Origin of the sequence: Bradyrhizobium sp. Y36, from assembly GCF_002531575.1 — a bacterium.
In the GTDB taxonomy this organism is placed as follows: Bacteria; Pseudomonadota; Alphaproteobacteria; order Rhizobiales; family Xanthobacteraceae; genus Bradyrhizobium.
This window is the reverse complement of record NZ_NWTI01000001.1, coordinates 498,987-512,486: the sequence shown is the minus strand read 5'-3', so window position 1 is coordinate 512,486 and position 13,500 is coordinate 498,987. Positions and strand designations below refer to the sequence as shown.

Here is a 13,500-nt window from a genome sequence, read left to right as displayed (position 1 = left end):
CGCGCCGATCCGGGACCCATAACCACCGGCAGGCGTGGTTACGGGGACTCGGAGTAACCTGCTTCGCGCAACAACCTCCCCCCGGGGGTATGGGTCCCGGATCTGCACGCGCCTAGGGGCGCGCTTGTCCGGGACGACGCCGAGAGTTGCGGCGGCTTGCACCACCTCACATCGGCGGCGTAATTCCGTCCCGGCCCACATTCACCCGGTTCGCCTCCAGCATCCCGTCGTCCTTCTTCGCCGCGCCGAAGATGATCAGCTTGGCGCCCGGCTTCACTTCCGATTTGTCGGTTGCGACGAAGGTGACGATCGGGGTGTCCGGCGGCACCACCACCTTCTTCTCACCGTCCTTGTATTTCACCGTGATGTTCTGGCCGTCGGTGCCCTTCACCGTCTGCGCCACGGTCGCATTGGTCATGGTCGAGTTGGCGCGGGCATCCCAGGGGCGGAAGCCTTCGGCGGCCCCGCGCTGGTTCTCCGGGAAGATGTGCACGGCGATTGCCTTCTGGGTCCCGTCGGGCTCGGGCATACCCGTGACGCCGATGTAAGAGCCCTCCTTGATCTCCGACAGCGAGGTCTTGACCACGGCGAAGACGGCGACATTGTCGGTCATGCGCACCTTCACGTCGCTGCCTTCGCGCGTCTTGATGCCGAGCGTGTTGCCGTCGACGCTCTCGATGGTGCCGCGGATACGCACCGTCGGCGCCTGCTGCGCCGAAGCCGAAAGCATGAAGGTGGCGCTCAACGCGACCACCAGCAGGCGGGAAATCCAGCTCAATGCCGGCATGGTCCGATCCTCCCTCACATCGGCGGCGTCAGGCCGTCGCGGCCGACGCTGACGCGGTTGGTCTCGAACGAGCCGTCCGGCAATTGCTTCATGAAGGCGATGACCTTGGCGCCGGCCTTCAGGTCGGATTTGTCGCCGGGCACGAAGGTCACCACCGGCGTGTTGTCGGCAACGAACACCTTCTTCTCGCCGTCCTTGTACTTGACCAGCAGCGTATGGCCGTCATTGCCGACGACGCTGTCCGCCACCGTGGCATTGGTCATGCTGGAATTCGGCTTCAGGTCGTAGGGCCGCGAGCCTTCGCCAGTGCCGCGCATATCTTCCGGAAACACATGCACCTCGACGGCGTTCTGGCCGCCGTCCGGTCCCGGCACCGTGGTCGCGCCGACAAAGGATCCGACCTTGATGTCGGCGAGCGAGATCCTGGTAATGCCGGACACACGAATGTCGGGGGCGATGCGCAGCTTGACGTCCTCGCCGCTGCGCGACTTGACCTGCATCGTGTCGCCGTTGACGCCTTCGATGGTGCCGCGCACCCGCGTCGGCACCGGCGCTTTCTGGGCGAGGGCGCAGTAGGTTGAGACGGCCACCATCGCGACGGCGATCAGCGGACGTGTGAATGTTGCACGTTGAACAGACATGACGGTCTCCGATTGTCCCCTTGGATGGAGAACTCCGGAAGACCTGCGGTATTCTCTCAAGTCTTTGTGAGATCGGCCTCGACCAGGGCGCGCAGCTCGGCCGTGACTTCCGGCCGCCGTCCGAACCACAGCTCGAAGCCGCGCACCGCCTGATGCAGCAGCATGCCGAGCCCGTCGGCGGTTTTGAGGCCGCGCGCCTTTGCGGAGGCGAGCAGCGGCGTCACCAGGGGAACATAGACGAGATCGGCAACGACCGCGGCCTGCGGCAGGCGCGCGACGTCGACATCCAGCGACGGCTGGCCGTGCATGCCGAGCGAGGTCGTGTTGACGAGAAGCTTGGCGCGCGGCAGGACACCGTCGATCGCGTCCCATGTCACGGGATGCACGTTCGGCCCGAACTGCTTCGCCAGCGTCTCGGCCCGCGCGACGGTGCGATTGGCGAGATGCACGCGCTTGATGCCGCGTTCGAGCAGCCCGAACACGACCGCACGCGAGGAACCGCCGGCGCCCAGCACCAGCGCCTCGTCGGCCGCGTCCCAGCCAGGCGCGCTGGCATCGAGATTATTGATGAAACCTTCGACATCGGTGTTGGTCGAGCACAGCTCGCCGTCGGCAAACCACAGCGTGTTGGCCGCACCGACGGCCCTGGCGCGGGCATCGGGCGCTGACAGCGCCAGCACGCCTTCCTTGTGCGGGATGGTGACGTTGGCGCCGACGAAGCCGCGCAAGGACAGCCGCAGCACGAAATCCCGCAAGTCCTCGGGCGGCACCGCCTCGATGAGGTAGCCGCCTTCAATGCCGAGCGTGCGCAACCAGTAATGATGGATCAGCGGCGAGCGCGAATGCGCGGCCGGCCATCCGATCAGGCAGGCTGCAGGAGCTTTGGGCGCGGTCATCTTGTCCTCGGGGGCGTATTCCCGAGGCGATCCATTTCGCGTCGCGCCCGCTCTGTCAAGCGCGCGGGCGCCGCAGCGTCAGCTCGGGACCACTTCCTCGGCCACGCCGCCCTTGATGTCGGCAATGGCACGCTCGAGGCTCTGGCGATACCGCGCGCGCGGCGGCGTTACGCCATGGGTGAGCAGCGCGCGGCGGACCGCGGGCGAGGCTCCGGTGATGAACAGGCGGATGCCCTGGCGGTGCGCCTTGGCGGCGACGCGGCCGAGCACGTTGGCGGCCGTCGAATCCAGGAACGGCACCGCGGCGAAATCGACCACGAAGGCCTTGCGCTTGTCGGCGACTTCGTCGAGCACACTGCCGATGGCGGAGGCGGCACCGAAGAAGAATGCACCGGTGATGCGATAGACCAGCACGTCGCGATCGACCGCAAGGGCAGGATCGTAGCGCACGCGATCGCCATTGCCGTCATCAGGACGGTCGGCCGCGACCAGCGGCGAGCGTTCCTCGATGCCCGTCATCTCCGCCATGCGATGGATGAACAGCACCGCGCCGAGCGCGAAGCCGACCAGGATGCCCTCGGTCAGGTCGCGGAAGATCGTCAGCAGGAAGGTCGCAAGCAGCACGACGGCATCGCCCCAGGACGAGCGCAGCAGGGTGGCGAATTCGTGCTTCTCCGCCATGGTCCAGGCCACCACGACCAGCACCGAGGCGAGCGCGGCGAGCGGGATGTAGCTTGCCAGCGGCGCCGCGATCAGCATGAACAGCAACAGGAACACCGAATGCAGCATGCCCGCCAGCGGCCCGCGGGCGCCGGCGCGGATGTTGGTCGCGGTGCGCGCGATCAGGCCGGTGACGCAGATGCCGCCGAACAGCGCCGAGCCGATATTGGCGGCGCCCTGCGCCACCAGCTCGCAATTGGAACGGTGACGGCGCCCGGTCATGCCGTCGGCGACCACTGCGGACAGCAGCGATTCGATCGCGGCCAGCAGCGCGAACGCGATCGCATCCGGCAGCACGGCGGTCGCCTTCGCGATCGAGAATGCCGGCAACGCCGGTGAAGGCAGCTCGCGCGGAATGCCGCCGAAGCGCGAGCCGATGGTCTCGACCGGCAGCGAGAACACCGCACAGACGATGGCCGCGAACACGACCGCGATTAGGATCCCGGGCCAGGAGGGCCGCCAGATCCGCAAGGCCGCGATGATGGCGACGCTGACGATGGCGACCGCGACGGCGGATGGATTGATGCTGTGCAGACCGCCGGCGAGCGCGAGCAGCTTCGGCACGAACTCGCTGGGCTCTTTCCCGGAGAGCGTGATGCCCGAGAGATCACGGAGCTGGCTGGCGAAGATGATCACGGCGATGCCGGCGGTGAAGCCGACCGTCACCGGATAGGGAATGAACTTGATGTAGGTGCCGACCCGCAGCAGGCCCGCGGCGATCAGGAACAGGCCCGCCATCAAGGTGGCGAGGATGACGCCATCGACGCCGTGACGCTCCGCCGTCGCGGCGACCAATACGATGAATGCGCCGGCCGGCCCGCCGATCTGGAACCGGCTGCCGCCGAGCAGGGAGGCGATGAAGCCGCCGACGACGGCGGTGTACAGGCCGCGGTCCGGCGTGACGCCCGAGGCGATCGCGATTGCCATCGATAGCGGCAGCGCCACGATCGCAACCGTCAGGCCCGCGAAGACGTCGGCGCGGAAATCCGCGACGCCATACCCTTCACGCCAGACGGTGACGAGCTTTGGCAGATACAGTTCGGCAAAAGTCGGCTGGCGCGGCCGGTGCAGCCGGCTTGCCTGATCGGTTGTGATGCTCATCTCAGCAAAGTGCTCCCCTGCCTCACGATGCTCCGAAGCATCGTGCGTCCCGTGTTGCCGAGGTGCGACGATGCGCTAGCCCATCTTGATCCCGAGCAAGATCAACGTCCGATCATGCTCCGACGCGGCGTGGCGACCCGGGCTCCTTCAAGCGAACGCCACGCCCGCCGCTGTCGCTGCGGACCTGCTCGCCGATCAGCTCGACGCCGGCCCGGTCGAAGGCCTCGACCACCTTGATCAGGGTCTCGACCACACCACGCACGTTACCGGTCGAGGCCTCCATCCGCTGGATGGTCGGCAATGACACGCCGGCGAGCTCGGCCAGGGTTTTCTGGTCAATGCCGAGCAGCGCGCGGGCCGCCCGCATCTGGAATGACGTGATCACCTTAGCCTCACTTACCAGCACTTATAAGTGATATCTGGAACATATACAATGATGTAAAATACATCACTGCGCGGCAAATGCAAGGAGCTGCCCCTCCTTCTCCTCCGTCATTGCGAGGAGCTCTTGCGACGAAGCAATCCAGGCTGTCCCCGCAGAGACAGTCTGGATTGCTTCGCTGCGCTCGCAATGACGGGTGGAGAGAGTTCGGCCTAAACGGAGCGCCGCGCGCGACGCGACAGCCTTCTCCCACTGCCTCCCCCCGCAAAGAGCGGGGAGAGGGTGAGAGAGGGTTTGTGAGTCGCTTACCGCGCGAAGCAGATCACGCCGCGTGCTGATGTGCGGCGATGATCTGGTCGGCGGCACGTCCCGTGACTTCGGCCATGTGGTCGAACGTTCGGGTGAAGCTACCGGCGCCGGCGGTGGCCGAGCGCAGCTCGACGATCAATTCGCCGATTTCGGCCTCCGGCATCATGGCGCGGACGCAATCCCAGCCGTTCCAGCCCTCGCGGGTGTCGAAGCCGAGGATCTGGCCACGCCGCGCCGACAGGATCGCGTTGATCTTGGCGGTCGCGTCGGTCGGGCAGACGATCTCGACCACGTGGATCGGCTCCAGCAGCACCGGCTGGCATTGCGGCAGGCCTTCGTTGAGCCCGATCCGCGCCGCGGTACGGAAGGCGAGATCGGAGCTATCGACGCTGTGATAGGAGCCGTCGGTCAGCGTGACCTGCACATCGGTGACGGGGAAGCCCAGCGGACCGCGCGCCAGCCCGTCGACGACGCCTTCCTCCACCGCTCCGATGTAGTTGCGCGGCACAGCACCACCGACGACTTTCTCCGCGAACTTGAACCCCTCGCCGCGCGGCAGCGGCTTGATGTCGAGCACGACGTCGCCGAACTGGCCATGCCCACCCGACTGCTTCTTGTGGCGGCCACGCTGAACGATCGGCTTGCGGACGGTCTCCTGGTAGCCGATCGCGGGAGGATGCGAGGTGATCTTGACGCCGAAGCGGTCGCGGAGCCGCTCGCTCGCGACGCGCAAGTGCATCTCGCCCTGCCCCCACAGCACGGTGTCGTGGGTCTGGGCGTTCATCACGATGACGAGCGAGGGATCCTCCTCGTGCAGCCGCGTCAGTGCCTGGCCGAGCTTCACGTCATCCTTGCGATCAGTCGCCGCAACGGAAATCGCGAGCACCGGGGGCATGGGTTCTGCCGCCGCGAGCGCGGCCGGTGGGGTCTTGCCGTTCGAGACCGTGTCACCGGTCTTGATGGCGTCGAGCTTGGCGAGCGCCACCGTGTCACCGGCTTCGGCCGAGGCACGCTTGGTGTCGTAGGCCCCGTTGACGGCGAGGATGCCGGAGATACGCCCTGCCCCGCCGGAGGCGGATTGCAACGTCGCACCGTCATCGAGATGGCCGGCGAGCAGACGCGTCAGCGACAGCTTTCCGCCATGCTGCGAATGCAGCGTCTTGAACACGAAGCCGAGCGCGTCCTTGCTCTCGGGCACGCCGAGCCGTTTTGCGGTCTCGGCAATGCCCGGCGCCTCGTGGCGCAGCGCCTTCATCAGACGCAGCACGCCGTTTTCGCGCGCGGCCGCCCCGAGAAGAACGGGGCAGATCAGCCCTTCGCGCAATTCGCGGGCGAGGTCGTCGAACACGGCATCGCGCGGCGGCTGAATGTCCTCGAGCAATTGCTCCATCAGCGCATCGTCGTGATCGGCGAGCTTCTCCAGCATCGAGAAACGGGCTTCCTTCTCGCGATCGAGATCGCCGCCTTCGAGCGCGACCACCTCGGAGGCCTTGTGCTCGCGATAGATGAAGGCGCGTTCCAGCGCGAGATCGACGAAGCCCTCGATCAGCTCGTCCTTCCAGATCGGGATCTGGCGCAGGACCAGCGGCACGCGGGAGGCGGGCTGGAGCATCGCGAGCGTCTCGCGGATGCGCTGGCTCGCGCGGTCGATCTTGTTGAGAAACAGGAAGCGCGGGATCTTCAGCTCCTCCAACTCGCGCAGGATGATCTGCAACTGCGGCAGCTTCTTCTCGTCGGCCTCGCAGACCACGATCGCCGCATCGACTGCGGGCAGCGCGGCGCGCATGTCGTGGGCGAATTCGACGGAACCGGGACAATCGAGGAAGGTGTAGCTGTCGCCCATGAAACTCGTGGTGGCGGCCGTCAGCCCGACGGTCATCTTGTGATGACGGGCCTCGGGGGTGGCGTCGCCGACGGAAGTTCCGGCATCGACGCTGCCGGCACGCGGGATTGCGCCCGTTCGTGCCAATATTGCTTCGAGAAGTGTGGTTTTACCGCTTTGGAAAGGGCCCACCAGCGCGATGCACCGTGGACCTCGGGGACTTCTGACGTCTTGTCCCATTCGCCGCCTCCTTGGTGTGGAGCTCGGCCCATGATTGGGTCGGCAAACGCGGATGGTCTGCCCGTCCCCGAGATTTGGCAAGCATCAAACGTCGCTGCGGTGCGTCGTCACTTCGATCAAGTTTTATAATGCGTGATGAGATCAGATCGGTCCGTCGGCCGTGTTTCACCTCTCCCCAGCGGGGCGAGGTGAAAGCACGCCCTGGCACTCAACGGCCCGGACGGAGTTCCAGGCTTTCGAGGCCGGCGGCGACGTTGAGGCCGACCTGCCCCTGCACGCTGAGCGGCTGGAGCGCGATCGAATTGTTGGAGCCGCCGACCAGCACATTGCCGCCCAAGCCGATACCGACCGAGGCGCTGCCCTGCGCACCGGCATAATTGCCGGAGAGGTCACCCGGGCCGAGCCGATCGACCGGCGCGAACACGCCCCACGCCAGCGCCGTCTCCTGGGTGATGCCGATGTCGAGGCCGACTTTGCGGATCGTCGCGACGTAGCGGTCGTCGGGCAGGCCGTCGGCGCGCAGCACGCAGCCGAGATGGGTCACCGATCCCACGATGAAGCCGACGCTGGCGCCGCCGCGGCATTCGAGCACGCCGACCCGCGCCATCCGCTGCTGCGCACTGCCGCTGACGCTGGAGGCAACGAGGCTGGCGACGGCGAGCCCGGCGAAGATGAACGAACGACGCATGAATTATCTCCGGCAATGATGTGATGCGAGCAGAGAGCGCGCACTGCAAGCTGCGCGATGGTCTATGCCACAACCGCTCCGGTCGCGCCAGATCGCGCAGACGCGAAAGAAAAAGGGCCCGCGTTTCGCGGGCCCTTTCACGTCACATCGTTGCTGCGCGCCTACCGCAGATTGCCGCAGAAGCGCTGGATGCGCTTGCAGGCGTCTTCGAGATCGGAAGTCTTGGTCGCGTAGGAGATGCGGAACGCGGGTCCAAGGCCGAAGGCCGAACCCTGCACCACGGCGACGCCTTCGGTCTCCAGCAGCTCGGTGACGAAGTCCTCGTCATTGCCGATCACCTTGCCCGACGGCGCGGTCTTGCCAATCGTTCCGGCGCACGACGGATAGACGTAGAAGGCGCCCTCGGGACGCGGGCATTCGATGCCCTTGGCCTGGTTAAGCATGGAGACGACGAGGTCGCGGCGCTCCTTGAACACCTTGTTGTTGGCGGGGATGAAATCCTGCGGACCGTTCAGCGCTTCCACCGCCGCCCATTGTGCGATCGAGGACGGGTTCGAGGTCGACTGCGACTGGATCGTCGACATGGCCTTGATCAGCTGCGCGGGGCCGCCGGCATAGCCGATGCGCCAGCCGGTCATGCAATAGGCCTTTGACACGCCGTTCACGGTGAGCGTGCGGTCGTAGAGCTTCGGCTCGACCTGCGCGACCGTGGTGAACTGGAAGTCGTCATAGACGAGGTGCTCGTACATGTCGTCGGTCATCACCCACACATGCGGATGCTTGACCAGCACGTCGGTGAGCGCCTTCAACTCGGACCTCGTATAGGCAGCACCGGTCGGGTTCGAGGGCGAGCACAGGATCACCCATTTGGTCTTCGGCGTGATGGCGCGCTCGAGCGCCTCGGCCTGGAGCTTGAAGCCGGTCGCGGCGGTGCAGACCACCGGCACCGGCTCGCCGCCGGCGAGCGCGACCATTTCGGGATAGCTGACCCAGTACGGCGCGGGAATGATCACCTCGTCGCCCGGATTGATGGTCGCCATCAGCGCGTTGTAGAGCACCTGCTTGCCGCCGGTGCCGACGATGATCTGGTTCGGCTTGTAGGTGACGCCGTTCTCGCGCTGAAACTTGGCGATGATCGCGTCCTTCAGCTCGGGAATGCCGTCGACGGCGGTGTACTTGGTCTTGCCGGCCTCGATGGCGCGGATCGCCGCCAGCTTGATGTTCGCGGGCGTGTCGAAGTCGGGCTCGCCGGCGCCGAGGCCGATGACGTTGCGGCCCGCCGCTTTCAGCGCGCGTGCTTTATCCGTGACCGCGATGGTCGCGGACGGCTTCACACGGTCGAGCGCAGCAGCAAGGAAGGCCATCGTCATCTCCTGACAAGTGTCGTGAACCCAGGCATCGTGAACCCATGGGTCGTCACGACTCTGATTGTGGGAATGGGGACACCCTAAAACGTGTGCCGCTGCGCCGCAAGAAACTTCGGCCCGATCTCGCGAAAGTTTACGATTTGGAGCGGTTCAAGCCGCGATTTCCGGCAATTTTCCGCAACTTTGCCTCCGGAATTGCTCATATCCGACAAGGCGTGTCCTCGGAGCAATTTCGCGACGTTCGCGATCGAGCAGAGGGTCGTCATGCCCGGGCTCGTCCAGCTTGCCCCGCCCATCCACGTTCTTCACGCCGCATGGTCAAGACGTGGATGGCCGGGTCGTAGGCGCGCGGAATCGACGCCGTCCTTCGGGCGGCTTATGCCCCCGCCCATGACCATGGCGGAAACGTTTGCGCTTCACCACACGCGGCGCACCGCTTCCACGCGTTGACGCAAGCGTGAACTGATTTGCATCGTCGCGCGGAAATGATCTTCCGCCGCGTTGCAGTGCGGTAGGGTTTTCGAGTTTTTCTATTGGTCAGCCCTTGCGGCGGATTCGCATCGGCATCATTCTTGAGCGGCGTCGCGGGGGCAACCGGGCGTCGCATCCTCCTGTCCTCGGATTCGAACTCTCAGAATGTACAAGCTCTATTCGATGCAACGCTCGGGCAACAGCTACAAGGTTCGCCTTGCGCTGGCGCTGCTCAACGTGCCCTACGAAGCGGTGGAGGTGGACATTCTGCGCGGCGAGAGCCGCACGCCGGATTTTCTGACCAAGAACCCTTCGGGACAGGTGCCGCTGCTCGAGGTCGGCGAGGACCGTTATCTCGCCGAGTCCAACGCCATCCTCTGGTACGTCGCCGTCGGCACGCCGCTTGCGCCGGAGAACCGCATCGACCGCGCCGAGGCGCTGCAGTGGATGTTCTTCGAGCAGCACGCGCTCGAGCCGAATATCGGCGCCGCCTATTTCTGGCTGTCGCTGGTCAAGGGCGGCCGCGACCTGCAGACCCATTCGCTGGAGGATTGGATGGAGCGCGGCTATGGCGCGTTGCAGGTGATGGAAAACCACCTCAAGACCAATTCCTATTTCGCCGCGCGCCAGCTCACGGTCGCCGACATCGCGCTGTACGGCTACACCCATCTGGCGGACCGCTGCGACTTCGACCTGCAGACCTTCCCGGCGATCCGCGACTGGCTGAAGCGGGTCGAAGCCGCGCCCGGTTTCGTGCCGATGGATTGGCGGCCGGCCGACATCCACGACCCCGCCAGCATTGCCGCCGGCGCCTGACGGCATACCCCGCCGCTCGGGCGAATAGCGGGCATAACGGTAATATTTGCCGCAATCCGGCCATCTTCAACGCGATAGCCGCCGCAATGTTGCCGGTTGAAGCTGGGAAATTGTGGAAAGTCGCGGGTGATTCGCTCGCGCGTTGAGGGATTTAGACCATGATACGGGCGTCCGGCACGGCAGGCTTTCAGGGCCATCCCGCTACCGTCGCGTCTTCCCGGCTCACCAACGCCGTCGCGGCCTCACTGGCGATCGCCGCGCTCTCGCTCTGCCTGATCGTCACCCTGACGGTGTTGTCGACCAAGGCCACCATGGCGATGGGTCTGCCGGCCTGATTCCCGTTTCATCCTGGTCCGACCTTCAAGGCGCCGCATGACCCGTGCCCGCCGGATCGCGACAGGATGTCGATGAAATCACCTGTGGTAGTCGTTGCAATCACACTGACTGCGGCCATCCTGGTCGCGGCGTCACTGTTGATCCTCGTCGGCACCCGCAAGGGCCCGGGAACGTCGACGCTGAATGCGCCTGCGCTGCAACAGTCCTTCAAGCACGCGCACCTGGGCTAAAATCATCCGAAAGCCTTACGCTTGTGCGCAAGTGCGCCTTAAGCACGGCGCGCGAAAACGCATTGGAGTTGCGCAACGATCGGCCAGTGTTGCGGCCTTATCTCGTTCGGGAGGAGCGAGGCTGGCCCATGCGGTTCGGATGGCGTGCGATCTCCGGTCCGGCGCTGACGGCAGCGGCCCTGCTGCTGGCGATGCTGCTCGAACGCGTGATTGCCCTTCCCTCGCCTGCCCCGCTGTTCATCTGCATCGTGGCGCTCGCCGGCACGCTGTCGGGTGTCGGCTCGGCCATGATCACCGCGGCTGCCGCCGTGACCGGCGCTGCGCTGCTGTCCCTTAACCGGCACGGCGTGTCCTATGCCGCAGCGGATCTGATCCGGCTCGGCCTCCTGGCCGTGACTGCGGCGCTCACCGCGGGCATCACAGGCCTGATGCGCGAACGGTTGCTCGGCACGTTCGCGGCCGAGCGCCGCAGCCACACCCTCGCCGCGCGGCTCTCGGCGGCGCTCGACCAGGTCGACATCGGCATCGTGCTGCTCGACGCCGAGACACGCGCCGAATTCATCAACCGCGCGTTCCGCGATTACTTCGCGGTGCCGGACGAAATCGCCGACGGCAAGCCGCCCTTCATCGCGCTGATGTATCACTGCCGCGACACCGGCGCGTTCGAGCTGCCCGAGGACGAGCTCGGCATCTTCATCGCCCAGCGCATGGAGATGGTGCGGACCGGCGATGCCACGCCGATCACCATCGCCTTGCGCACCGGCGAGGTGCTGCGTTTCGTCTGCACGGCACTGCCCGACGGCGGGCGCATGCTGAGCTACACGCCGGTGACCGACCTCGTGCGCCACACCGACGCCCCGGCCCGCGCCGACTACTACCGCTCGCTGCGCGATCCCACAGGCCGCAAGCTGATCCGGTATCTTCGCGTCGCGGAGTGATGCGACGGCGCGATTGATCGGCGCGGCCCTCATCACGTATGAAGGACGCTTCATCGATCGCGGGAATTCCAGATGTCGCTCACCATTCGCTCCGTCACCAGGCAGGACTACGATCAATGGCTGCCGCTGTGGGACGGCTACAACGCCTTCTACGGCCGCTCCGGCCCGACCGCGCTTGCACCCGAGATCACGAAGGTGACATGGCAGCGCTTCTTCGACGGCTACGAGCCGGTGCATGGGCTGGTCGCCGAGAGCGACGGCAAGCTGCTCGGCATGACGAACTATCTGTTTCATCGCAGCACGACCGCGATCGAGCCGTCCTGCTATCTGCAGGACCTGTTCACGTCCGAGAGCGCCCGCGGCAAGGGCGTCGGCTCGGCGCTGATCCATGGGGTGTATGAGCGGGCGAAACTGGCGGGATCGCCGCGGGTCTACTGGCAGACGCACGAGACCAACCTCACGGCCCAGCGCCTCTACGACAAGGTCGCGGAGCGTTCCGGCTTCATTGTCTATCGCAAGATCTTCTGATCCTTGCAGGCGGACCCTGTGGATAAGCGGCACCTGTCACCCGCGCGTAACATAGCGGGGCTAGGCTCCCGCTTGCGTCTGGTCTGGCCCCCCGTCACCGATCAAGCGCCCCAAGCGGTCCCCGTCAGTCGCCGCGTCTGACAGGGGCCGCATTTTTTTGTCCGCGCTGCCGGCATGGCAGCAGCGCGGCGAGCGGCTTGCAGCTAGCGAGCGTGGTGGTTACAATGCCCGCCGCTCATCCGACAGAATCTCTCCATGGAAATTCGCAATCTCGGCGCCTCCGGCCTTCGCGTGTCTGCGGTCGGGCTCGGCTGCAACAATTTCGGCCAGCGCACGGATCTGGAGACCTCGCGCAAGGTGATCCATCGCGCCCTCGACCTCGGCATCACGCTGTTCGACACCGCCGACATCTATGCCGACATGGGCGGCTCGGAGAACGTGCTCGGCGCAGTCCTCGGCGATCGCCGCAAGGACATCGTGCTGGCAACGAAATATTCCAAGCCCATGGCCGAGGACGGTACCAAGCAGGGCGCCTCGCGCCGCTACATCATGGCGGCCGTGGAAGCGAGCCTGAAGCGGCTCAAGACCGATTATATCGATCTCTACCAGCAGCACGATTACGACCCGCTGACGCCGATCGAGGAGAGCCTGCGCGCGCTCGACGATCTCGTCCGCCAGGGCAAGGTCCGCTACATCGGCAATTCCAACTTTCCGGCCTGGCGCGTCGCCGAAGCCGAGTACGTCGCGCGCGCGATGAACGTCGCCCGCTTCGTGTCGTGCCAGGACGAATACTCGCTCGTCGTGCGCGACATCGAAAAGGATTTGCTGCCGGCGGCGCGGGAATACAAGCTTGGCCTGCTGCCGTTCTTCCCGCTCGCGAGCGGACTCCTCACCGGCAAGTACCGGAAGGGCGAGGCCGCGCCCGGCGACACCCGCTTCGGCAAGGTGGAACGGCTGCGCGACCGCTACGTCACGCCGCGCAACGAAGACATCGTCGAGAAGCTCCAGGCCTTTGCAAAGGCGCGCGGCCACAGCATGCTCGAGCTCGCCTTCTCCTGGCTCGCCGCCCGCCCGCAAGTGTCGAGCGTCATCGCTGGCGCCACCCGCGTCGAGCAGATCGAGCAGAACGTGAAGGCGATCGCCTGGAAGCTCAGCGCCGAGGAGATGGCGGAGATCGACAGGATTACGCTGGGCTAGAGCATGATCCGGAAAAGTGTGCAGCGGTTTT

14 protein-coding genes are annotated in these 13,500 nt (G+C 65.7%); 6 read left to right on the top strand and 8 right to left on the bottom strand.

All coding sequences use genetic code 11. The features are described from left to right. Positions 1-166: 166 nt before the first annotated feature. The 8 genes from CO669_RS02515 to CO669_RS02480 form a co-directional block, all read right to left on the bottom strand. Entirely contained in the window at positions 167-787 is a 621-nt protein-coding gene (locus tag CO669_RS02515) for a single stranded DNA-binding domain-containing protein (protein ID WP_097657599.1), read from the bottom strand. Positions 788-801: 14 nt separating this feature from the next. Beyond that, complete coding sequence (locus CO669_RS02510) at positions 802-1,428, bottom strand: hypothetical protein (RefSeq protein ID WP_097657598.1); 627 nt, start codon at positions 1,426-1,428, stop codon at positions 802-804. A gap of 56 nt (positions 1,429-1,484) precedes the next feature. Further along, complete coding sequence (locus CO669_RS02505) at positions 1,485-2,324, bottom strand: shikimate dehydrogenase (RefSeq protein WP_097657597.1); 840 nt, start codon at positions 2,322-2,324, stop codon at positions 1,485-1,487. 78 nt (positions 2,325-2,402) lie between these two features. Further along, positions 2,403-4,145, bottom strand: coding sequence for a SulP family inorganic anion transporter (locus CO669_RS02500; RefSeq protein WP_097657596.1), 1,743 nt, complete (start codon positions 4,143-4,145; stop codon positions 2,403-2,405). Positions 4,146-4,257: 112 nt separating this feature from the next. After that, the gene (locus CO669_RS02495) at positions 4,258-4,530 is read right to left on the bottom strand and encodes a helix-turn-helix domain-containing protein (RefSeq protein ID WP_097657595.1); all 273 of its coding nucleotides are present in this window, start codon (positions 4,528-4,530) and stop codon (positions 4,258-4,260) included. A 319-nt stretch (positions 4,531-4,849) separates the two neighbouring features. Beyond that, entirely contained in the window at positions 4,850-6,898 is a 2,049-nt protein-coding gene (locus CO669_RS02490) for an elongation factor G (RefSeq protein ID WP_097657594.1), read from the bottom strand. A gap of 208 nt (positions 6,899-7,106) precedes the next feature. After that, the gene (locus CO669_RS02485) at positions 7,107-7,586 is read right to left on the bottom strand and encodes a DUF992 domain-containing protein (RefSeq protein ID WP_097657593.1); all 480 of its coding nucleotides are present in this window, start codon (positions 7,584-7,586) and stop codon (positions 7,107-7,109) included. 161 nt (positions 7,587-7,747) lie between these two features. Continuing rightward, the gene (locus CO669_RS02480; protein ID WP_097657959.1) at positions 7,748-8,950 is read right to left on the bottom strand and encodes a pyridoxal phosphate-dependent aminotransferase; all 1,203 of its coding nucleotides are present in this window, start codon (positions 8,948-8,950) and stop codon (positions 7,748-7,750) included. A gap of 639 nt (positions 8,951-9,589) precedes the next feature. Here CO669_RS02480 and CO669_RS02465 point away from each other — a divergent pair. The 6 genes from CO669_RS02465 to CO669_RS02445 all read left to right on the top strand — a co-directional run bounded on the left by CO669_RS02465 (position 9,590) and on the right by CO669_RS02445 (position 13,469). Then, entirely contained in the window at positions 9,590-10,240 is a 651-nt protein-coding gene (locus tag CO669_RS02465) for a glutathione S-transferase family protein (RefSeq protein ID WP_097657591.1), read from the top strand. A gap of 158 nt (positions 10,241-10,398) precedes the next feature. Next, positions 10,399-10,575, top strand: a complete 177-nt coding sequence (locus CO669_RS35840; protein ID WP_174719015.1) for a hypothetical protein — start codon at positions 10,399-10,401, stop codon at positions 10,573-10,575. An 84-nt stretch (positions 10,576-10,659) separates the two neighbouring features. Next, positions 10,660-10,806: a hypothetical protein gene (locus CO669_RS02460; RefSeq protein WP_198963807.1), complete on the top strand. Its 147-nt coding sequence runs from the start codon at positions 10,660-10,662 to the stop codon at positions 10,804-10,806. Between the two features lie 128 nt (positions 10,807-10,934). Beyond that, the gene (locus CO669_RS02455; protein WP_097657590.1) at positions 10,935-11,744 is read left to right on the top strand and encodes a PAS-domain containing protein; all 810 of its coding nucleotides are present in this window, start codon (positions 10,935-10,937) and stop codon (positions 11,742-11,744) included. Positions 11,745-11,816: 72 nt separating this feature from the next. Continuing rightward, complete coding sequence (locus tag CO669_RS02450) at positions 11,817-12,272, top strand: GNAT family N-acetyltransferase (RefSeq protein WP_097657589.1); 456 nt, start codon at positions 11,817-11,819, stop codon at positions 12,270-12,272. Positions 12,273-12,527: 255 nt separating this feature from the next. Further along, positions 12,528-13,469 (top strand): aldo/keto reductase, encoded by a 942-nt coding sequence (locus CO669_RS02445; protein WP_097657588.1) that lies wholly within the window; start codon positions 12,528-12,530, stop codon positions 13,467-13,469. Positions 13,470-13,500 lie beyond the last annotated feature (31 nt).

What these genes read in the sequence shown, in the direction of transcription:
- CO669_RS02515 (WP_097657599.1), bottom strand. Translation starts at nt 787, where the DNA reads ATGCCGGCATTGAGCTGGATTTCCCGCCTGCTGGTGGTCGCGTTGAGC.
- CO669_RS02510 (WP_097657598.1), bottom strand. Translation starts at nt 1,428, where the DNA reads ATGTCTGTTCAACGTGCAACATTCACACGTCCGCTGATCGCCGTCGCG.
- CO669_RS02505 (WP_097657597.1), bottom strand. Translation starts at nt 2,324, where the DNA reads ATGACCGCGCCCAAAGCTCCTGCAGCCTGCCTGATCGGATGGCCGGCC.
- CO669_RS02500 (WP_097657596.1), bottom strand. Translation starts at nt 4,145, where the DNA reads ATGAGCATCACAACCGATCAGGCAAGCCGGCTGCACCGGCCGCGCCAG.
- CO669_RS02490 (WP_097657594.1), bottom strand. Translation starts at nt 6,898, where the DNA reads ATGGGACAAGACGTCAGAAGTCCCCGAGGTCCACGGTGCATCGCGCTG.
- CO669_RS02485 (WP_097657593.1), bottom strand. Translation starts at nt 7,586, where the DNA reads ATGCGTCGTTCGTTCATCTTCGCCGGGCTCGCCGTCGCCAGCCTCGTT.
- CO669_RS02480 (WP_097657959.1), bottom strand. Translation starts at nt 8,950, where the DNA reads ATGGCCTTCCTTGCTGCTGCGCTCGACCGTGTGAAGCCGTCCGCGACC.
- CO669_RS02465 (WP_097657591.1), top strand. Translation starts at nt 9,590, where the DNA reads ATGTACAAGCTCTATTCGATGCAACGCTCGGGCAACAGCTACAAGGTT.
- CO669_RS35840 (WP_174719015.1), top strand. Translation starts at nt 10,399, where the DNA reads ATGATACGGGCGTCCGGCACGGCAGGCTTTCAGGGCCATCCCGCTACC.
- CO669_RS02455 (WP_097657590.1), top strand. Translation starts at nt 10,935, where the DNA reads ATGCGGTTCGGATGGCGTGCGATCTCCGGTCCGGCGCTGACGGCAGCG.
- CO669_RS02450 (WP_097657589.1), top strand. Translation starts at nt 11,817, where the DNA reads ATGTCGCTCACCATTCGCTCCGTCACCAGGCAGGACTACGATCAATGG.
- CO669_RS02445 (WP_097657588.1), top strand. Translation starts at nt 12,528, where the DNA reads ATGGAAATTCGCAATCTCGGCGCCTCCGGCCTTCGCGTGTCTGCGGTC.